The 20,350-nt window shown below is 40.3% G+C and carries 15 protein-coding genes; 3 read left to right on the top strand and 12 right to left on the bottom strand.

All coding sequences use genetic code 11. The annotated features are described in order from the left end of the window. Positions 1 to 31 precede the first annotated feature (31 nt). From DL92_RS0106100 to DL92_RS0106090, 3 genes are all read right to left on the bottom strand, one after another. Positions 32 to 2,761, bottom strand: a complete 2,730-nt coding sequence (locus DL92_RS0106100) for a putative bifunctional diguanylate cyclase/phosphodiesterase (RefSeq protein WP_155833819.1) — start codon at positions 2,759 to 2,761, stop codon at positions 32 to 34. A gap of 46 nt (positions 2,762 to 2,807) precedes the next feature. Next, entirely contained in the window at positions 2,808 to 4,265 is a 1,458-nt protein-coding gene (guaB, locus tag DL92_RS0106095; RefSeq protein WP_026656805.1) for an IMP dehydrogenase, read from the bottom strand. Between the two features lie 87 nt (positions 4,266 to 4,352). Continuing rightward, positions 4,353 to 4,868 (bottom strand): DUF6106 family protein, encoded by a 516-nt coding sequence (locus DL92_RS0106090; RefSeq protein ID WP_051199216.1) that lies wholly within the window; start codon positions 4,866 to 4,868, stop codon positions 4,353 to 4,355. Between the two features lie 210 nt (positions 4,869 to 5,078). On the opposite strand from DL92_RS0106090, the gene DL92_RS0106085 reads away from it, so the two are divergent. Next, the gene (locus DL92_RS0106085; RefSeq protein WP_026667196.1) at positions 5,079 to 5,879 is read left to right on the top strand and encodes a hypothetical protein; all 801 of its coding nucleotides are present in this window, start codon (positions 5,079 to 5,081) and stop codon (positions 5,877 to 5,879) included. Here DL92_RS0106085 and DL92_RS0106080 read toward each other — a convergent pair. Genes DL92_RS0106080 through DL92_RS0106070 form a run of 3 tightly spaced genes read right to left on the bottom strand, consistent with a single transcriptional unit; the run spans position 5,870 to position 8,912 of the window. After that, on the bottom strand, positions 5,870 to 7,189 hold the full coding sequence (locus DL92_RS0106080; protein WP_026656801.1) for an aspartate kinase: 1,320 nt from the start codon (positions 7,187 to 7,189) through the stop codon (positions 5,870 to 5,872). The genes DL92_RS0106085 and DL92_RS0106080 overlap by 10 nt on opposite strands. Positions 7,190 to 7,231: 42 nt before the next feature. Beyond that, positions 7,232 to 8,440: a homoserine dehydrogenase gene (locus DL92_RS0106075; RefSeq protein WP_026667195.1), complete on the bottom strand. Its 1,209-nt coding sequence runs from the start codon at positions 8,438 to 8,440 to the stop codon at positions 7,232 to 7,234. Between the two features lie 19 nt (positions 8,441 to 8,459). Continuing rightward, a complete protein-coding gene (locus DL92_RS0106070) occupies positions 8,460 to 8,912 on the bottom strand; it encodes an ACT domain-containing protein (RefSeq protein ID WP_026514634.1) in 453 nt (150 codons plus the stop codon). Positions 8,913 to 9,187: 275 nt separating this feature from the next. On the opposite strand from DL92_RS0106070, the gene DL92_RS0106065 reads away from it, so the two are divergent. Beyond that, positions 9,188 to 10,951: a DUF6044 family protein gene (locus tag DL92_RS0106065; protein ID WP_026667194.1), complete on the top strand. Its 1,764-nt coding sequence runs from the start codon at positions 9,188 to 9,190 to the stop codon at positions 10,949 to 10,951. A gap of 18 nt (positions 10,952 to 10,969) precedes the next feature. Next, positions 10,970 to 11,905 carry a UbiA prenyltransferase family protein gene (locus tag DL92_RS18425; protein WP_051594255.1) on the top strand — a complete coding sequence of 312 codons (936 nt, stop codon included), beginning with the start codon at positions 10,970 to 10,972 and terminating at the stop codon, positions 11,903 to 11,905. 67 nt (positions 11,906 to 11,972) lie between these two features. Here DL92_RS18425 and DL92_RS0106055 read toward each other — a convergent pair whose 3' ends face one another. The 6 genes from DL92_RS0106055 to DL92_RS0106020 all read right to left on the bottom strand — a co-directional run bounded on the left by DL92_RS0106055 (position 11,973) and on the right by DL92_RS0106020 (position 20,280). Next, positions 11,973 to 14,228: an extracellular solute-binding protein gene (locus DL92_RS0106055; RefSeq protein ID WP_026656797.1), complete on the bottom strand. Its 2,256-nt coding sequence runs from the start codon at positions 14,226 to 14,228 to the stop codon at positions 11,973 to 11,975. A 339-nt stretch (positions 14,229 to 14,567) separates the two neighbouring features. Beyond that, positions 14,568 to 15,593, bottom strand: a complete 1,026-nt coding sequence (locus tag DL92_RS0106045; protein ID WP_026656795.1) for a hypothetical protein — start codon at positions 15,591 to 15,593, stop codon at positions 14,568 to 14,570. Between the two features lie 17 nt (positions 15,594 to 15,610). Continuing rightward, positions 15,611 to 16,753, bottom strand: a complete 1,143-nt coding sequence (locus tag DL92_RS20125) for a helix-turn-helix domain-containing protein (protein WP_051625242.1) — start codon at positions 16,751 to 16,753, stop codon at positions 15,611 to 15,613. A gap of 231 nt (positions 16,754 to 16,984) precedes the next feature. Then, positions 16,985 to 17,839, bottom strand: coding sequence for a carbohydrate ABC transporter permease (locus DL92_RS0106030; protein ID WP_026667193.1), 855 nt, complete (start codon positions 17,837 to 17,839; stop codon positions 16,985 to 16,987). 37 nt (positions 17,840 to 17,876) lie between these two features. After that, on the bottom strand, positions 17,877 to 18,785 hold the full coding sequence (locus DL92_RS0106025) for a carbohydrate ABC transporter permease (protein WP_026667192.1): 909 nt from the start codon (positions 18,783 to 18,785) through the stop codon (positions 17,877 to 17,879). Positions 18,786 to 18,876: 91 nt separating this feature from the next. Next, positions 18,877 to 20,280 (bottom strand): type 2 periplasmic-binding domain-containing protein, encoded by a 1,404-nt coding sequence (locus DL92_RS0106020; RefSeq protein ID WP_026667191.1) that lies wholly within the window; start codon positions 20,278 to 20,280, stop codon positions 18,877 to 18,879. Positions 20,281 to 20,350: the final 70 nt, after the last annotated feature.

The raw sequence follows: 20,350 nt of genomic DNA, 5'->3' as shown, positions 1-20,350 counted from the left end.
CCGTTTAGCGCTCTTATATAATAACATATTTTTAGTTATAAACGTACTTTTCCTCGAAAGCCACTCTGCGCATGGGTTTGTCGTAATAATAACCCTGAACGTACTTAACTCCCATTCCTTTTATCGCATCAAGCTGCGCCTGCGTCTCTATTCCTTCAACGCAGATCTCGGCATTTATTGCCTTTCCAAGCTCTGCCATCATGCGGATAAATGCCTGCGAATAATCATCCTCGGCAAGATCCTTGGCAAAGTTCTGGTCAACCTTGATTATGTCAAAAGGAAGCGCTCTTATACTGCTAAGAGCAGAGTAACCCGTACCGAAATCATCAAGTGCAAGCCTTACTCCGAGTGCCTTGATATCAAGAAGCGTCTGCTTCGTTCTTGCAAGATCGTTTATCGCAAGTCTCTCAGTAAGCTCAAGTACCAGATTACGGGGATTGATGTGGTTTTCTTCAATATTCTTCCTTATAACATCCACGATGTCGTTCTGCATAATCTGCACAACGGAAAGATTTACGGAAACCGCATATTCTCCCGTTCCCGACTCATTCCACTGTCTGCAGCACTCACAAGCTTTTTTAAGAACATGATTACCGATAGGTGTGATAAGTCCCAGGTACTCAGCAAGCGGAACAAATTCGTCCGGGCTTAAGAACCCAAGCTTTGAACTGTTCCATCTTACAAGAGCCTCTGCACCGACGTGCTTGTACTGCTTTCTTCCGCTCTTGTTGTCTATAGGTTCGCTGATAACAGGCTGGAAGTAAACCTCAAACTCGCTGCAACTCTTTGTTATAGCGTCATACATATTCTTCTCAAGATCGAGTCTGTGTATCGATGAAGAATCAATATTGTCGGAATACTCGGCAATCCTGTTCTTACCGGATTTCTTCGCTTCATACATCGCAACGTCGGACTTTCTGATAAGTTCCGAAACATTGTCACCGTGATCGGGATACTTTACAACACCCATACTCATTGTACAGTAATAATCGCTGTCCTTAAGATACCACGGTGTTGCGAAAGTATTTTTTATCTCCTCAATGATCTTGGGGAGTCTATCAAAACTCTCGGGAGGAACGATAATAACGAACTCGTCTCCACCCATTCTGTAGCAGGAATTGGTTATTCCTTCGATCCTGCTTATCGCCTTAGAAATATCTCTTAAAAGAACATCTCCGTACTGATGTCCCAAACTGTCGTTGATATGCTTAAAGTCATCAAGATCAAGGTACATAAGCGCACCGTGAATACGCTTTGTCCTTGCTTCGTCAATGTATCTGGCAAGGTCTTTCTCACAGCACATTCTGTTGTAAAGGCCTGTCAGGAAATCTGTATATGCCTGCTGCTCAATTCTCTTTTGATACAGCTTTTTCTCGGTAATATCATATATAGCACACAAAGAAACGGGACGTCCGTCCACCCACTTGATCCTAGTGTAGTAAACATCGTACCATTTCTCTCTGTCCTTGTGATGAACCTCGTAGTTTCCGCTTCTGCTCTTCGCGGGAATATTTGATTCAAAAAGATCCACAAGAGTATTCTCGGTAAGCTCTTTATTAAAGTTCTTTTTAAAGCTTCTGTTTGCAAACAGAAGGACGCCGGTGCCTATATCCCTTACGTAGATGGCACTTCCCACGTTATCAAGCACAGCTTCAAGCGAAGCAAAAGAACTTGCGAGCGAATTCTTCTGAAGTCTCTTTGTTATTATTGTCTGTAGAACGCGGATCGCATCGTTGATAAACTTAACGTCATCTATCGACCATATCCTGTTCTCTCTGTTCTCTGTAAGGCATGCATAGAAAAGAGCCGAGCCGTTAATAATAACAGGCATTGCGACAAGAGCCTTAATGCCAAGGTCTTCCACCTGTTCGCGCTCGCCCGCATTCATCGCCGTATCACTTGATATAACAACCGCCTTCTCGCTTCCAAGGAACCAGCAAAGCTCTCTGTCAGTGGTCTCAGGAAAAATCTTTTCAACACCGGAAGCAGTCCACTGAACAACAATATCCATAAGAGAATTGTGATGAACCTTACAGGTAAATCCGTTGCTTATCTGGAGATATGTGCAGAGCTTCTTTAATATCTCGACCATTATTTCTTCAATAGTATCGTCGCTATCAAGGAGTGATACTATCTCAGTCATGGTCTCGGCACGCCTGAATGAATTCGTCATTTCAAGCTCCTGCTGCCTGCTCTCTTCACTTACAGCCACAGCTTTGGATCTGGAAGCTTCAAGCTTTATGAGAATATCAAGTGTCGTGCGCAATATATCCAGCGTCTTATAAAATTTACTCTCTGAAGTTCTGTAGCCGAAAGAATCTATCGGCTCAAGATGAAAATACTCGGAATCGTATTCAAAATCAGTGAACACCCCACAGACTATCCACACAGCCGCTGTTGTATTGCCGTTTTTAACAGCTACCGCAGCAAGACGCAGGTTCGGAATCTCTGTTATCTCAACCGCCTGATCCTCGAGGTCGCTCTCCGACACTCGCTTGTGGATACTCTTTATTCTGGGTTCCGTAACGTATTTTTTTATGATCTCTATCTCATGAGGATTTCCGGAAAAATTACTGAGAGGGACACCTGCCGGATCAAGGCAGAAGGCGTAAACCCCTGCCATCTCGCAGAACTTGTCCTGCCAAGCCTGCATTTCATCGGCATATTTAGGCGTAAAACTACCAAGAGCTCCGCTTACTGACGAAGAAGAGCCCTTATTGGTAGCATTTATCGTGTCCATCTCATTTAGTGTCTCTTGCAAAATATCCCCCCATCCCTGTTTATCAATTTAATAAAATAACAGGAAATTAGTGGTCATCTACACTATAGTTAGGTGCCTCTTTTGTGATCTGAATATCATGAGGATGTGACTCACGAAGCGCTGCGGAAGTCATCTTGATGAACTTTCCGTTCTCTTTGAGTTCCTCGATGGTAGCGCATCCGCAATAACCCATACCTGAACGAAGACCACCCATAAGCTGGAATACTGTATCTTCTACTGTTCCCTTGTATGCAACACGTCCTTCAACACCTTCGGGAACAAGTTTCTTTGCATTTTCCTGGAAATAACGATCCTTGGAACCGTTCTCCATAGCTGAGATTGATCCCATTCCACGATATACCTTATATTTTCTGCCCTGGAAGAGCTCGAAGTCACCGGGAGCCTCGTCGCAGCCTGCGAAGATTGAACCCATCATTACAAGGTTTCCGCCGGCAGCGATAGCCTTTGTGATGTCTCCTGAATACTTTATACCACCGTCTGCGATGATCGGAACACCATATTCCTTAGCTACTTCATAGCAGTTCATAACAGCTGAAACCTGAGGAACACCGATACCTGCAACTACACGAGTTGTGCAGATAGATCCGGGGCCGATACCAACCTTAACAGCGTCGGCACCTGCTTCGATAAGAGCCTTAGTAGCCTCACCAGTAGCACAGTTTCCGGCGATAACCTGAAGATCGGGGAATTTCTCTTTTATCATTCTGAGGCACTTAAGAACGTTCTCAGAATGTCCGTGCGCGGAATCAAGCACGATAACGTCAACTTTAGCATCTACAAGAGCAGCAACACGATCAAGACAGTTAGCTGAAATACCAACGCCTGCACCGCAAAGAAGTCTGCCCTGGTCATCCTTTGCAGCAAGGGGATACTTAATTGTCTTCTCAATATCCTTGATTGTAATAAGACCTACAAGATTGTAGTCGTCATCTACGATGGGAAGTTTCTCTTTTTTGGACTTTGCAAGGATGCTCTTTGCTTCCTCGAGTGTGATACCTGCCTTAGCAGTAACAAGATTCTCGCTTGTCATTACATCCTTGATCTTCTGTGAGAAATCTTTTTCAAACTTAAGGTCACGGTTTGTAATGATTCCGACAAGCTTTCTGCCTTCTGTAATGGGAACACCCGAAATACGGAACTTAGCCATAAGTGCGTCCGCATCTGCAAGTGTGTGATCCGGTGAAAGTGAAAAAGGATCTGTGATAACGCCGTTCTCAGATCTCTTAACTTTATCTACTTCTTCAGCCTGTGCCTCAATAGACATGTTCTTGTGGATAATACCGATTCCACCCTGTCTGGCCATTGCGATTGCCATTCTGTGCTCTGTAACTGTATCCATTCCCGCACTCATCATAGGAATGTTAAGTCTGATCTTCTTGGTAAGCCATGTACTCACATCTACCTGTCCGGGTATAACCTGTGAATATGCAGGCACCAAAAGCACGTCATCAAATGTTATTCCTTCACCAATAATCTGTCCCATCTTTTAACTCCAATCTAAATAATAATAATGATTATGGAGGCAAAAAACCTCCGTAATAACTACACAATAATTAATCCACCAAAAAGATCAGTCTGTAAAAACCTTTCTCGGTGCAACGGCCTTAACGGCAGCAACAAGCTCACTGCTTGGCTCAAATACGATCTTTTCTTTTCCGTCATAATAAAATGTATATGTCGGATCGGGCTGAACATTTTTATTTTTTGCCGAAAAATCAAGAGTCTTAAATGTCTGATTCTTGTACTCCGAAAGATGATATGAATTCGAAGGCGCCATAGCAGCGATCTTTTCGACTTCATAAGTTCCTATATGTTTACGGGAACTCTTATTCAAGATTTTATCAATGGAAATTTCCTTGTCACAATACTGATATTCATACTCTATACTGGAATTCTGCTTTGCGAAATAGTATCCGGCACCGGCTGCCAGAAAAAGCAGAACACAAATGATATTTGCATTTAACAATAGAGTTGAAAGTAAGAAAAATATAGCCAATCCAAAGCACACATACTTAAGAACAACAACTAGCGGAGACGCTTTACTGGCTACTAGACATTCAACATAACTGTTGTCATTACCGATCATGTATAAATCCAACCTCCTACATACTTGACTGCCTGCCATTTTATCGACTATCTTATATTATTTCCGTTACTCTTTCAAGTTTTTTTTGACCAATCAGTTGACTTATAGTTAAATAACGTTTATATCATTATAAATGTACAAGCTTTATTTCATTATATATGTTTTAGAAACAAAATGACATTGTTTTATTAAAAATAGAGAGGTATGTATATGTCAATTCGTGAAGAAGTCAAGCAGCAGCAAGACAAGATGAAGGATAAAGATTTCAAGGCAAAATGGGATTATTTCTGGGACTACTACAAGTTCCACGTAATGACGGTTGTCGTCGCCCTGATCTTCATCATCTCAGGCATAAAGAACATGGTCAACGAAAAGCCCACTTTTCTCAGTGTAATTCTTGTCAATTCTACACCTGCTTCACTTGAAAACACGATGGCTGAGGACTTTATGGAAGCCATAGGTGTCGATCCCGCAGAAAATGTCTGCTTTGTAGACACCACAGCAGTTCTTAACCCGGACAACATCGATCAGGTTGCTGTCGCTACAACTCAGAAGATAACGGCAAACATAGCCGCAAAGGAGCTTGATGTTCTCGGCGCGGACTACAATACTTTTTTCCAGTATGCCGGACAGGATGTATTCGCCGACCTTTCAGCTTATTATTCCAAAGAAGACCTTGAAGCAATGGGTGACAATGTTCTCTACATGGATGCGGGCTACATCGAATACATTGCATCCGATGAATATCAGGCTTATCTGACAAACGGAACTTTTGACGAAAACAACAAATACGCTGTTCTTTGTGACAACGCGGCAAAGACCGGAAATTATACCAATCTTCCCAAAGAAGAAATGAAAAATCCGGTCCCCGTAGGAATTATCATCAATAATTCTAAAGCCTACGAAAAGACCGGAATATATTCAGGCAAGACATCGGTTGTCGGAATCATTGCAAATTCCACACGAACCGAAGCTGCCGTAAAATTCTTAGATTATATATATCAGAACTGAGTAGTTACGAATATATCATATATTGAACGAATTGCCTTCTCAAAGTCACGCGCATCAACACCGATGATGATGTTAAGCTCTGAAGAACCCTGGTCGATCATTCTTACGTTAACGCTTGCATGAGCAAGTGCTGAGAATATTCTTCCGGCTGTTCCTCTTGTAGACTTCATTCCGCGTCCAACGACTGCGATGAGGGCAAGATCTGATTCAATCTCAAGCATATCGGGATGTGCAAGTCTGTGAATCTCTGAAACAACCGACTGCTCTTTCTCGATAAACTCATCTTCCTGAACAAATACCGTCATGGTATCGATTCCTGAAGGTACGTGCTCGATTGAGATCTGCTGATCTTCAAAAGCCTGAAGTACCTTTCTTACAAATCCAATCTCTGAATTCATCTGATCCTTCAGAATGTTTACACAGCAGAATCCCTTCTTTCCGGCAATACCGGTAATAACATACTTAGACTTCTTTGCTGTTGACTCAACGATCCATGTTCCCGGATCCTCAGGCTTGTTGGTATTTCTGATATTGATCGGAATACCCTCTTTTCTTACAGGGAAGATAGCGTCTTCGTGAAGAACGGAAGCTCCCATGTATGCAAGCTCTCTAAGCTCTGTATATGTGATAGTCTCAATGTGCGGTGGCTTGTCGATGATTCTGGGATCTGCAACAAGGAATCCCGAAACATCTGTCCAGTTCTCGTAAACATCAGCCTTGATAGCTCTTGAAACGATAGAACCTGTTATATCGGAACCGCCTCTTGAAAATGTCTTGATGCTTCCGTCGGGATATGCACCGTAGAATCCCGGAATAACGGCCTTGGGAGTTTTCTCAAGCTTTTTAGACATAAGCTTGTTTGTCTTCTCTCCGTCGAACTCACCGTTCTTGTCAAATACAACTACTGTTGCGGAATCGATGAACTCATAACCAAGGTAATTTGCCATGATTATTCCGTTCAGGTACTCTCCACGGCTTGCAGCATAGTCATTACCTGCAATAGCCTTAAAGTTCTTCTCAATTGTCTTGAACTCATCAGAAAGATCAAGCTTAAGGTTAAGTCCCTTGATGATCTCGTCGTATCTTGCCTTAATATCGGCAAGCTGTTTTGAAAAGTCCTTCTTTGCCTCGGCAAGAGCATATGTCTTGTAAAGCATGTCTGTAACCTTTGTGTCCTTGGAATTTCTTTTTCCCGGAGCAGAAGGAACAACATACACGCGGTCGGGATCTGCCTTGATGATCTCGCCTACCTTTTTAAACTGCTCTGCACTTGCAAGTGAACTTCCGCCAAATTTAACTACCTTCTTCATAATGAACAAACCTCTTTTTTGTATTTTTATAGGGAAAACTTATCAATAAAGCCTGATATATCCCTTAACGCTGTCAAACTTCCAAAGCTTTTCTTCAAAATCTTTTTCTGAAATAAGATCTGTGACGAATGCGAACTCGCCTTTTACTTCTTCGCTCTTAATAATCTCTATCTTGTTTCCGAACAGTTCTTTTGCATGATCTTCAAAATCCTCGGTAACTCTTACAAAGAACTTACGAACAGCGTTGTCTTTTGAAGTAAGCACTGCCTTCTTGGAATTCATGTTTACTTCGATATGCTTGTCCTTGTGCTTAAGGATATCTACAACGTCTGCAACAACCGCACTTGCTGTAGCGCTCTTACCTGCGCCCTTACCGTAGAACATTACGTCGCCGAGCATGTTTCCGTGAACGTCGATTGCGTTGAATACACCGTTTACGTTAGCAAGAGGATTCTCCATAGGAATAAGGAAAGGAGCTACTATAGTAAAGAATCCGCTCTCGTTCTTCTTGCACATTCCAAGGAGCTTGATAGCCATGTTAAGGCTCTTTGCATAAGCAAAATCCTCAATGCTGATCTTGGTAATTCCCTCTGTGTAAATATCCTCGTAATTTACATGCTCGCCGCTCATAAGGCTTGAAAGAATAGCGATCTTACGGCATGCATCATATCCTTCGATATCGGCTTCGGGATTTCTCTCTGCATAGCCCTTATCCTGTGCCTGCTTAAGGACTGTGGCAAATCCGATACCCTCTTTATCCATCTTAGTAAGGATGTAATTGGTTGTTCCGTTGAGAATACCTGTTATTGAATCAATCTTCTCATGCTTAAGTGAATCGTTGATGCTGCGAAGAACCGGAATACCGCCGCCTACGCTTGCTTCAAAGAGGTAACTTACGCCGTTCTTCTTTGCAATCTCAACAAGTTCGGGACCGTGCGCTGCAACGAGCTCTTTATTTGATGTGCATACGCTCTTTCCCTTTTCAAGTGCCTTCTTTTCAAATGTAAAAGCAGGCTCAAGACCTCCCATTGTTTCGCAGATAACGTCAACTTCGGGATCGTTAAGTATAATATCAAAGTCATGTACGACCTGATTCTCATGCTTATCGCCGGGGAAATCCCTGAGGTCAAGTATGTACTTAACTTCTACGGCTTCTCCTGCGCTGTTTGCAACCTCTGCTGCATTTGTGTCAAGAACTTCAACAACTCCGCTTCCTACTGTTCCGTAACCTAAAACCGCTACTTTTGCCATTTCATCCTCCAATATATTTTTAATAGGTTGCACTTCTTCCGGTTATGTGCACCTTATGAATTCCTTCTTTACCTTCCATAATGGAGATCATCTCCATTATATCCTTAGTCGCTTCAAGCACCTGAATCGTGATCGATATGGATGCCACTCCGTTAAGCGGGATTGACTGATGAATCGTCAGGATGTTTGCACCAAAATCCGCGATCAGATTAAGCACATATGATAAAAGACCTACCTCATCATTCATCTGGAATGTCAGGGTAAATGTTGTTCCCTGAAGAGAATCATGAAATTCATATATGTCTTCCTTATATTTATAAAAAGAACTGCGACTGATACCAAGCATCGCAGAAGCTTCATTTACTGTCTTAACCTTGCCGGATTCCAAAAGTTTCTTGGCTTCCACAACCTTAAGCAGCACTTCCGGAACCGCCTGTTTCCTGATAACGTAGTACCCTGTGTCCTGCTGCATCTCTAACCTCCGCATTTATAATACCTTGTTTTTCTACTACGGACATTTGTGTGCGACGTAAAGAGTTTAGCATGCTAAAGTTTTAAAGGCAAGGCCTATTTTTGCCAAAAAAACTCTTTTCACCCCAATTCTCTTTGGTAATCATGCCAATTACGCCTATTATATAAAAAACGAAAAAACTGTGAACACCGCTTCAAACGACCTAAATAAGCCTGAGTTATGCTATACTTTTTCATTGGTCAACGAGTTTTTGTGTTTTAGGTTTTAGGTGTTAGATGAAACAGAGATTTTTAAGAAATTGGTATTTTCTATTAGTTATAGGTGTATTGCTTCTTCAGCTCATTGTTTTTTTTATAGCCGGTGAAGCTCACACATTCATTGGTGTTCACGATAATCTTGACATTCACATAACCGATTACAAATTACTGAAGGATAATAATGCATTCTTTTCGCAGGGAAAGACTATCCCCCTTCTTGGCGGTATTGACAGAAATTTCCTGTTATCCGAATTCTACGCTTATTCCTGGCTATATATGATCTTTCCGAATTTCGCGGCATATATCGTGGGATATTTTCTCAAGATATTGATCGCACTCTTTTCGGGAATACTCCTTGGCAAAGACATTTTGAAAGACAAGTATGAGAAATACGAATGGGCCGTGGTCCTCTTTAGTTTTATCTACGGTCTTCTTCCGCTTTATCCGGCATTTTCGTTTTCTTTTGCTTCGCTCCCTCTTCTGATATTCATAATAAGAAGACTTAAAAACACCGGTAAAAAAATCTATTACCTACTTGCGTTCCTATATCCGACGCTTTCGTACTTTACGTTCTTCGGACCTTTTATTCTGGGTTATATCTTTATTTACTTCATTTATCTTTGGGTAAAAGAAAAAAAGATAAACTTTAGGATTTTTGTTGCGATGATCCTTATGTCCGCAAGCTATATCCTCATTGAATACAGGCTTTTTGCCCTTATATTCGGCTCCGGACAGGCAACAATCAGAGACACGATGGTGATCGACGATCTGTCTGCATCTGAGATCTTACACAGTATCTTTAATGTTTTTGTAAATAACATTTTCCACTGCGAAGATCTGCACAGAGTTGTTGTTTTACCTTTGTTCATCATATCTTTTGCAGCTATCAATTTGGGACACATAAAAAGAAAAGAATACAGGCAGCTCTGCACCGATCCGTTTAATCTCGTATTTCTTTTTATAGTCGGAAACTGCATTGTTTACGGTCTTTACAACAATCATGCGGTCAGAACTTTATTCGAAAAGCTCGTCCCTCCTTTAAAGGGATGGCAGTTTAACAGAACAATATTTTTTAACCCGCTTCTGTGGTACGTTGAAGCCCTTATCGCGATGATACGTCTTTCAGACCACATTGCTTCCCAAGAAAGTAAAAAGAACCGTTTAAGCGCAATATTACCGTTTATCCCAAAGGCACTTACAATTATCGTCCTTCTCTCTGTGATTGGAACGCAGTCCTTATATAACGACTTTTTCAACACCTGTTACGTAAACACCTGGGAAGCATTTAATGGGCAGAAGTCGGAAACCCTGTCCTATGGCGATTTCTTTTCAACAGATCTGTTCGAAAAGATAAAAAAAGACATTGATTATAAAGGCGAATACAGTGTGGCTTACGGCTTCCATCCCGCCGTTCTTTCTTACAACGAGATTGCAACTTTGGACGGGTGCCTTAGCTACTACTATCAGTCGTATAAGGATTCATTCAGAAATGTAATTGCGCCTTCGCTCTCCGAATCGGAAGAAGCCCGCAACTACTACGATGATTGGGGCGCACGTGCCTATATCTTTTCAGGCAGCGACTACGGCATCTGGAATCCCGCAAGAACAGTTAATGTTGACGACAAGCGTCTTCTTATTGATAAATCAGCATTTGAGCAATTAAACGGAAAATATGTATTCTCACGAATAGAGATTTCAAACGAAGATGAGATCGGATTTAAGCTCATCGGTGAATACTCGGATGCAAACTCACCATACACCATATGGGTATATTCTTTATAAAAGGTTTGGAGATGTAAAATGAAAAAATATATTAAAATTGCCCGTCCCGATCATTGGATAAAAAACTTCTTTATCATGCCCGGAGTTGCAATCGCATTCCTGCTTACGGAGCATTCTCTTAAAGATATAAATATCTTCAAGCTGATATGTGCTTTCTTTGCAACTTGCATGATCGCAAGCGCAAACTACGTAATAAATGAATGGCTCGATGCTCCGTTTGATAAATTCCATCCGACCAAGAAAAACAGACCTGTTGTAACCGAGAATATGAAATTCTCCGTAGTTATCGCGGAATATATCGCTCTTATCGCTGTCGGTGTTATTCTTTCTCTGCTTGTCGATAAGCTGTTTCTGATAACATCGCTTGTCCTTTTGTTCATGGGCTTTTTGTACAACGTTAAACCTTTTAGGACAAAAGATATTCCATATTTTGATGTGCTCTCTGAATCTGTAAACAATATGCTTCGCCTTATGATGGGATGGTTTGTCGTGACAGATTCTTCGCTTCCTCCTTCAAGCATCCTCATTGGCTACTGGATGGCAGGAGCATTTCTCATGGCAACAAAGCGCTTTGCAGAGTACAGAATGATTGGCAATCCTGAGGTAGCCGGTCTTTACAGACGTTCATTCAAATTATATACAGAGAAAACTCTCCTTGCATCAGCGCTCTTCTACTCGCTTATATCCACATTTTGCCTGGGAGTTTTCCTTATCAAGTACCGTATTGAATATCTCTTATGTATGCCGCTTGTATTCCTGCTCTTTTCCTACTACGTGGCGATGTCATTCGATCCCGACTCCGCTGTGCAGCGTCCCGAAAAGCTTTTCAAGGAAAAAAAGCTTATGCTGTTGGTATTTGTAATAATCATTGCATTTATGATACTGACATCCGTAGACCTTAATTTTCTCCACAGACTTACATCCAACTCCCTTGTATGGGTCCGCTTGGATTGACATACTTGCGCGGAATATAAAAAGCAAAACACCATCCGGATTCACAAAAGCCCCGGATGGTGTTTTATTATTTATTTTCATTCATGTATGTTGTTGCTCTGTTCTGAATAGTATCTGCCACCTCTTCCGCGGTCTTCTGTCCGCCAAAAAAAGCCGGTACCTCTTCCATGATAATTCTATTGATCTCAGTGTAAAAGCCGAAATTATCATCATGATTTTTTATTGAAAGAATATAATTACTCAGTTCCTGTACCTCAGCTTCAGTCAAAGGAGTTGCCTTTATTCTGTCATATCCCAAACTAAAATAATCGTCTTCTCCTCTTTCCTGTGTCGCTGCTTTTTTTGCAGCTTCAAATGATGCTTTATCCGAAGGAAAAGAACTGTAAATATTTGAAGGATCGTAATTTTCAAACATACTCTTTATAAATTGAACTGCAGCATCTTTATATTTGGTCTTACTATTTATGCCAACTTCAGCAAGAGGGCATATTTTAGCAGAATTCTCGCTGTTGCTGTTAATACATCCCACAAGCGAAATATCATCTTGAAATACTCCATATTTAAGCATTGCATAATCTCTGAAATTTGATAAAGGACTATACCTGAAGATTGCTTTATCCTCCAAATATCCCCTATCTTCATCAAACATTCCATAGTCGTACTCAGATTGTTCCGGGAACTTATCGGCAAAAGTAAGTAGTTCTATAAAATCAGAGTCTGTAAAACTGCACTTTCCGTTCTCCGGATCCAAATACTTATCGAAATCCCCCCCGCAATAAATAATACCTTCCTTATAGCTGTCACTGCCAAATGCAGCTTTATAGCCAACACCCGTCTTATCTATGATTTCTTCACAATCACTTATCGAAAGACTTGTTCTGCCTTCCGCAAATCGTTTTCTCATTGCCAATGTATTAACAGTAAATCTGGAAAATACAGTGTAAATCTTATCTTTTGTATGCATCATCTCAAAAACATTCGGTAAAAATTCTATATTTTCAAGAGTTCCTCCCTTATCAAAAAGAGGCCCCAAATCCATCAAGACTCCCTTATCTATATAACCGGATATATCCGAACTATCCGCGCTTACCGCCAAAATATCGGGGGCCTTTCCCGATAAAATATCAAGGTTAAACTTTTCTACGCTCCGGTCTGCTTCATCGTCAGAAAGACAATCCTCTGCATAATCTATAACCTGTATTCTATACTCATCATTCGTTTTGTTGAATTTATGTACTTCATTTATAATATCACTATTTATATAAGCTCCTCCGAGAGTAACCGTTGTCTTTTCTTTTATATCTTCAGGATTAACTTTGGTAAGCTTGGATAAATATACTCCACCGTTGTCTTTACAAAAAGTCGCCCAAAACTCGCCTTCATTTACTGCTATAAATCGATTAATACCTTCCTCAAAACCAATATCAGAATCCCGAAGATTTGCAATCTCAGTAATCTTATCTTCCTTACTGTCATATCCATAGATATAGTTACCAAGTGCTGCATACAGACCATAACCTTCTCCTCTTGAAAAAGATAACCCTTTGTCAGCATTAGTTTCACCAAAACATTTGCTTGGTTCTCCTATTTTTCCATTCGCAAGATCAACTTTCCATAACCGGCTATCGTCAAGATTATAGCTATGTATATACAGCTGTTCATCGCTTCCTTTAATAAGTCTGCCTCCATTTTTAAAAGAATGCAGTAATTTGGGGTCGATGATGCAAGTTAATCCGTCCTGTTCGCTATATTTTTCAACTCCTCTTGAAGAACTTATAATAAGCCCGTTATCCTTAGTCCATGCAACACCTTCTATTGAAAACATACTATTCGCAGGAGCGTCTGACAATAAATCTTCCCTTCCCGCTTCTTTTCCGGTATTGTCAAATTTAACAAGATAATAGCCTGTTTTCTGATCGCTTTCATCACTCTCATAATCAGAATATTGCATGTACAGATTTTCGGATTCATCCATTTCAAAAAAGGCATGTTTATCATTTGTAGAAACCGGAATTTCATATGACTTATCGACTGTTCCATCGGTATTTGCCGACACAAACTTATACTTTCCGGCTTGATCTAAATAGACACACTTTATCTTGCCTCCTACATAATCAAGATAAACATCTTCTGAACCTTCTTCAATAACCCCTTTAATTTCCTCCTCTTTAAAAAAATGATCTTTATCAATTTCTTTAATCTGATTTACGGATTTCACATCCGCACTGCTCTCTTTCTTACCGCATCCCGTAACACTTGATACCAGAACCGCCATTGTAAGAACACTTACTGTAACCTTCTTTAAAAATATACTTTTTCCCATACGTTTTTTCATATTTCTATTCAGTGCTCGTGTCTTTAACACTTTTACTTTTCCCGATAATAAGTTATCAAAACTCACTCCTTTCAAAAATTTCACCTGCAAGTGTATTTTCAGTATTAGTTATCTCTGTGAAATCTTCAAGTTCCACTTCGAGCAATCGTGTTTCCATTGTGGTAACATGCCCATTTCATCAGTGTTTTAAGTTATTTTGCGCATCTCTGCGGAGCCTTTTTTATATCATAGAAAAAACTTCCTAATAGAAAAGGCCATGGTATAAAGAGAATACCATGACCTTTCATAACGCTTATTTAATATAAACTCCTGCTCTTGAGTTGTCTTTTATTTTATATCTTCAGGATTAACTTTGGTTAGCTTGGATAAATATATTTCACCGTTGTCTTTATAAATAGTCGCCCAAAATTCGCCTTCATTTATTGCTGTAAATCGACCAATACCTTCGCCAAAACCAATATCAGAATCCCGAAGATTTGCAATTTCAGTAATCGCATCTTCCTTGCTGTCATATCCATAGATGTAGTCGCCAAATGCTGCATACAGATCATTCCCTTCTCCTCTTGAAAAAAATAAAAGTTTGCCTGCAGTATTTTCACGAAAGCATTTGCTTGGCTCCCCTATTTTTCCATTCGCAAGATCAACTTTCCACAGTCGGTCCTTGTCATTGTTATTTCCTTTTATGTACAGCCGATCATCGCTACCTTTAATAAGTTCTCCTCCGTGACTGAAAGAATACAGAAATTTTGGTTCTATGATACAAGTAAATCCGTCCTGTTCACTATATTTTTCAATTCCTCTTGACGAACTTACAATAAGCCCGTTATCCTTAGTCCATACAACACCTTCTACCGAAAACAAACTCTTCTCGGGAGTGTCTGACAATAAATTTTCCCTTCCGACTTCTTTTCCGGTATTGTCAAATTTAACAAGATAATAGCCTGTTTTCCGACTGCTTTCCTCACTCTCAAAATCAGAATATTGCATGTACAGATTTTCGGATTCATCCATTTCAAAAAAGGCATGTTTATCATTTGTAGAAACCGGAATTTCATATGACTTATCGATTGTTCCATCGGTATTTGCAGATACAAACTTATACTTTCCGGCTTGATCCAAATAAACACACTTTATCTTGCCTCCTACATAATCAAGATAGACATCTTCCGAACCTTCTTCAATAACTCCTTTAATTTCCTCCTCCTTAAAAAAATGATCTTTGTCTTTAATCTGACTAATGGATTTTGCATCCACACCGATTTCTTTCTTGCCGCATCCTGTAACAATTGATAACAGAACCGCCATTGCAAGAATACTTACTGTAACCTTTTTAATACTTATACTTTTAATCATACGAAAATTTCATATTTCTATTCAGTGACCATTTTATTTATTTCACCCTCTGAGTTGATAACAGATTCCAGCTTTTTTCTCTTTTTCCACAGTGCCACAGTCTGAAAAACTATCAATCCGTAAACAGCTACATCAATAAGCAGCATCAGTATATTATTCATCGTAAAACCAGTCCTAAGACCAAAATCAATATTGCTGACGACACGATCCTCAATGTAGTAACTATTTGTTTCTTCTATAGCATATTTAATCCAGTATAATGTATAGCTCAGATTCAATATCACTTCCAGTAACGAAACAAACACGATCATTGTAGGAACAATTTTTTTATTACTTCCCCTAATAAATAGGAAATATGTCAAAACTGCCCCACTGATTGTCGGAATAAGAAAGATGAAAAAATCAGCGATAATATAACGCATTTCAGCAACAGCATACCCTGTTAAGATGCCCTCTATTATCCACGTAGCCAGCACCTGCGCAAAATTTATAAGACTTGTCAACGCAAGGTACAGAACTATTATTCCTCCCGTCATCTTGGGAGAAAGTTTTCCTTTTATTGCTTTATCAAGGCCAAAAGCAAAAACAACTATCTGCATAACAACTTTGATCATCGGTATTATCTGCTTTGTTCCAAAATTCATCATTGCAACACTGACATATCCGATCAGCTCTGCTTCTGCTCCTACAGGTCCCCCAAAACCGACTGCTTTGGTGTAAATCAAAAAATAATTGGAAATGTGACTGACAATTGCTATCAAGCAAGAGAATATAACAAATGCATACAGCGCAATTATTATATTATGTGCTGTTTTGTTTTCAACTACAGGGTTTCTTTCAACTTCAACAGAAATATCTTTACCAGATAATAGGTTGTCCAGGCTCACACCAAGAATTTCAGCTATTTTCTTTGTTGTAAGAAGATCGGGGAATCTTTCACCGCACTCCCATCTTGATACAGTCGGTCTTGTTACAAATAATTTTTCCGCAAGAGTCTGCTGTGTCATACCTTTCTCTTCACGTGCTTTTCTAAGCTGCTCGCCAAATTCAACCATATATATCTGCCAAACTCCTTTCAAAAATTCACCTGCAAGCGTATTTTCAGTATCAGTTATCTCTATGAAATCTTCAAGTTCCACTTCGAAAAATCGTGTTTCCATTGTGGTACCATGCCCATTTCATCAGTAGTTTAGGGCATTTGGGAATAAATTGCAAAAAAGCTCCCCAAACAACATTCAGATGGATGTGGAAAGTTTTTTCAAATTGTTTTTTGCGCATGCGAAAGGCCATGGTATGGGGAATACCATGGCCTTCCATAACGCTTATAAAAGGAAAGAGTATCTTCACCTCGCGGACAAGCAAGATGAAGAGTAGTAAATAACTAAGTCAGATTATCCCTTTACACCACCGAGCGTAACACCGCCGACAATGTGTCTGGATAATAAAAGATAAACAACTATAACAGGGAAGATAGAGAATGAAATCATTACATATACCTGTCCCATGTCAAACTTAAGCCAGTCTGCACTTCTGAGCTGAGCTATAAGTATAGGAAGTGTCTTCTTTGTGTCTGTGTGAAGCACAAGTGCAGGAGTAAAGTAGTTATTCCAGCTTGTTACGAAACTGAAGATTGCCTGAACAGCAACAGCAGGTTTCATAAGCGGTACTACAATCTTGTTGAATGTGCCCCACTCTGTAGATCCGTCGATTCTGGCAGCTTCCACAAGAGAAAGAGGAAGTGTAGAATCCATATACTGCTTCATAAAGAAAAATACTGCAGGTGAAGCAATAGCCGGAACAATAAGTGGTGTAAACTTATCATCCAATCCCATCTTTCCGATAAGCTGCAAGAAACCAAGTGCAGTTACCTGAGTAGGGATCATCATAACCATCAAAATAAATGTAAAAATGAACTTCTTAAGCTTAAAGTCATAAGCGTGTATTGCATACGCTGTCATCGTAGAAAAATATGTAGCAAATACCGCTGTTAGTGTAGCAACAATAAGCGAATTAATCAAGCCATTAAATATAGGCAAAGTTCCATGTACAAGATTATCCCAGTTTGTTCCAAGGAATTTTCCCGGAGCGGGACTGAATCCTCTTGTAAGATCTGCGTTTGATCTGGTTGAATTTATAAACAAAACATAGAACCAGAAAAGGCAGATAAATGTTATCAATATAAGTACAATATACGCTATCACGCGTCTGGCGTGAACCGATGCTCCGGTATCACTCTGTCCGGCCATCGCAATTCTTTTTTCTTCCATTGTTAAGCCTCCAAAATCAATCCTTATCCTCGCCTGTCGTGAACTTAAATACGATCAAGCTGAGTATACCGGTAATAATAAACATGAATACCGAAAGAGCACCACCAAGACCAAAGTTCTTACTGAAAAGATGCTTGTTAAGATACATGATCAAGGTCATTGAAGATCTCATAGGATCGCCTGTACCGTTTGTCAAAATCTGAGGTACGTCAAACATCTGGAGTCCACCAATCAATGATGTAATCATAACATAAATAAGGATTGGTTTTAACAAAGGCAATGTAATTTTATAGAAAATTTGAGTGGCTGTAGCACCATCAACCTGTGCCGCTTCGAAAAGTGAAGGGTCAATACCCATCATTCCTGCCATCAAAAGAATTGTCGTATTTCCAAACCACATAAGGCAGTTCATAAAAGCAACCAAGCCACGAACTGACCAAACATGGGCCATGAACTGATAAGGTTCTTTTAAAAAACCAATCTGTACCAAAATCGAATTGATAGGGCCTGAATTTGAGAACAATGTGAAAAACAACATTGCAAATGCTGAGGCCATTATCAGATTTGGAAGATAAATAACTGTCTTAAAAAAGCCTTGTGCCTTCAATCTAAGTGACGGATCTGTAAACCATGCTCCCAACAAAAGTGAAAGAAGAATCTGCGGAATAAATCCCAAAATCCACATTATCAAAGTGTTCTTTAAATATGTAGGAAGATCTCCGTTTGTAATTATTGTTGCAAAATTCTGTAATCCGACAAAATTCGGACCGATCTGTTTTAATCCCGAGCGATAATTCTCAAAGAATGAATTATAAATTGTTGAAAAAAGCGGTATCATCTGAAATACCAGATAAATTACCACGAACGGAATAAGGAAAATGTAGCCCCATTTATTATAACTGACTACTTTGCTCTTCTTTTTCATACCCGTTACCCTTCTGAATAAATATTTGTGGAACGCATTGCGAACAATACGTTCCACAATGATAAATCTAAAACTACAAATTACTTACTGATTACTCAGTCTTTAATTCAGGATACTTCTCAACGATAGCTGAATTGAACATGTCAAGAGCCTGGTCGAGAGTAGCGTTGCCGTCGAAGTAGTTCTTCATAGCTTTCTGGAACTCTTCGTTACAACCCTGATCGTATTCGCACTGGTTAGAAAGATCGCACTTCTCAGCACCGTTGCAGAACATTGCAAGAGGGTTCTGTCCACCAAGAGGAGCAAATGCATACTCGTCCTTAGTTGCTGCTTCTTCCATAGCAGGCTTGTTGTTTACGAAATCACTGTCCTTAGCAACGATATCAAGCATGATATCCTTGTTTGTTGTAAGCTGCTTCATGATATCTGCAACAAGAGATACATTGTCTGTTCCCTGAGCTGCGCAGATCCATGTTCCGCCCCAGAAGAATCCCTGAGGTCCTTCTGTTGCACCCCAACCACCGTCGTGAGCGATTGAGCCTTCTTTATCAGCAGCCATTGAGAAGTTGATCATCCAAGCGGGTCCAAAGTAGCAGAATGTCTTTCCGTCAGGATAGAATCCCTTGCTCCAGTCATCGCTCCAAAGATCTGATGTAGAACCAACCTCTTTAGCGTCAACCATCTTCTTTGTCATCTCAACCCATTTCATGATGCTGGGATCAACCTTAACTACTCCATCCTGTACCCACTTACCTGATACATTGTTAGAGAATACACGATAAGAATCGTTAGTTGTTGATGTCATGCTGTAGCCCTTAGCCTTCATCTGCTCAGCTGTCTTAAGGAATGTATCCCAATCAGCTACGGCCTTCTGAACTTCAGCGGGTTCGTCAGAACCAAGAACATCTTTAGCAGCTGCACGGTTGTAAATAAGAACACCGGGGCAGCCCTGCCATGAAAGACCCTTAAGCTTTCCGTTAGAATCTGTCATAACATCCTGTGTATATTTGTACTGGTTAGCGATGTCAGCGTCTGCGATACCAAGATCTGCAACAGGCATTGAAACATCGGCATCTACATATTTAAGTGCGTAGTCAGCCTCTACAAGGAAAATATCAATCTTGTCATCAGCTGCTGCGTCAGCCTGCTTAAGAAGAGCCTCGTCGAGGTTGTTCTGATAAGCATTGTCCTGGCTGGGTGTGATATTCCACTTTACAGTTACATCACCGATTTTTCCTGAAGTAGCATCTGTCTCTGTATATCCAGGATAGTGATCTGTAACTCTGCTCTTGAACTCTTCGTTCCAGCAGTAAATATTGAGGACTTTACCCTCATCTCCAGCAGCTGCAGGTGCATCTGCTGCAGTTGCATCTGCTGCGTTTCCATCAGCTGATGCTCCGGTTGAAGCAGCAGTGTTTGCATTTCCGCCACAAGCAGTAAGCATTCCTGCTACCATAGTCATAGAAAGAAGTAACCCAAGTACTCTTTTCTTCATAACCGTACCTCCCATTCTTTTGCGTTAAATAATTGTTGTGTGTATTTAAAATGGCTCAGCCATCTCAAAT

This window comes from Butyrivibrio sp. AE2005, assembly GCF_000686965.1.
Taxonomy (GTDB): Bacteria; Bacillota; Clostridia; order Lachnospirales; family Lachnospiraceae; genus Butyrivibrio; species Butyrivibrio hungatei_A.
This window is presented reverse-complemented; position numbering and strand designations above follow the sequence as displayed.

What these genes read in the sequence shown, in the direction of transcription:
- guaB (WP_026656805.1), bottom strand. Translation starts at nt 4,265, where the DNA reads ATGGGACAGATTATTGGTGAAGGAATAACATTTGATGACGTGCTTTTG.
- DL92_RS0106090 (WP_051199216.1), bottom strand. Translation starts at nt 4,868, where the DNA reads ATGATCGGTAATGACAACAGTTATGTTGAATGTCTAGTAGCCAGTAAA.
- DL92_RS0106085 (WP_026667196.1), top strand. Translation starts at nt 5,079, where the DNA reads ATGTCAATTCGTGAAGAAGTCAAGCAGCAGCAAGACAAGATGAAGGAT.
- DL92_RS0106080 (WP_026656801.1), bottom strand. Translation starts at nt 7,189, where the DNA reads ATGAAGAAGGTAGTTAAATTTGGCGGAAGTTCACTTGCAAGTGCAGAG.
- DL92_RS0106075 (WP_026667195.1), bottom strand. Translation starts at nt 8,440, where the DNA reads ATGGCAAAAGTAGCGGTTTTAGGTTACGGAACAGTAGGAAGCGGAGTT.
- DL92_RS0106070 (WP_026514634.1), bottom strand. Translation starts at nt 8,912, where the DNA reads ATGCAGCAGGACACAGGGTACTACGTTATCAGGAAACAGGCGGTTCCG.
- DL92_RS0106065 (WP_026667194.1), top strand. Translation starts at nt 9,188, where the DNA reads ATGAAACAGAGATTTTTAAGAAATTGGTATTTTCTATTAGTTATAGGT.
- DL92_RS18425 (WP_051594255.1), top strand. Translation starts at nt 10,970, where the DNA reads ATGAAAAAATATATTAAAATTGCCCGTCCCGATCATTGGATAAAAAAC.
- DL92_RS0106055 (WP_026656797.1), bottom strand. Translation starts at nt 14,228, where the DNA reads ATGGGAAAAAGTATATTTTTAAAGAAGGTTACAGTAAGTGTTCTTACA.
- DL92_RS0106045 (WP_026656795.1), bottom strand. Translation starts at nt 15,593, where the DNA reads ATGATTAAAAGTATAAGTATTAAAAAGGTTACAGTAAGTATTCTTGCA.
- DL92_RS20125 (WP_051625242.1), bottom strand. Translation starts at nt 16,753, where the DNA reads ATGGAAACACGATTTTTCGAAGTGGAACTTGAAGATTTCATAGAGATA.
- DL92_RS0106030 (WP_026667193.1), bottom strand. Translation starts at nt 17,839, where the DNA reads ATGGCCGGACAGAGTGATACCGGAGCATCGGTTCACGCCAGACGCGTG.
- DL92_RS0106025 (WP_026667192.1), bottom strand. Translation starts at nt 18,785, where the DNA reads ATGAAAAAGAAGAGCAAAGTAGTCAGTTATAATAAATGGGGCTACATT.
- DL92_RS0106020 (WP_026667191.1), bottom strand. Translation starts at nt 20,280, where the DNA reads ATGAAGAAAAGAGTACTTGGGTTACTTCTTTCTATGACTATGGTAGCA.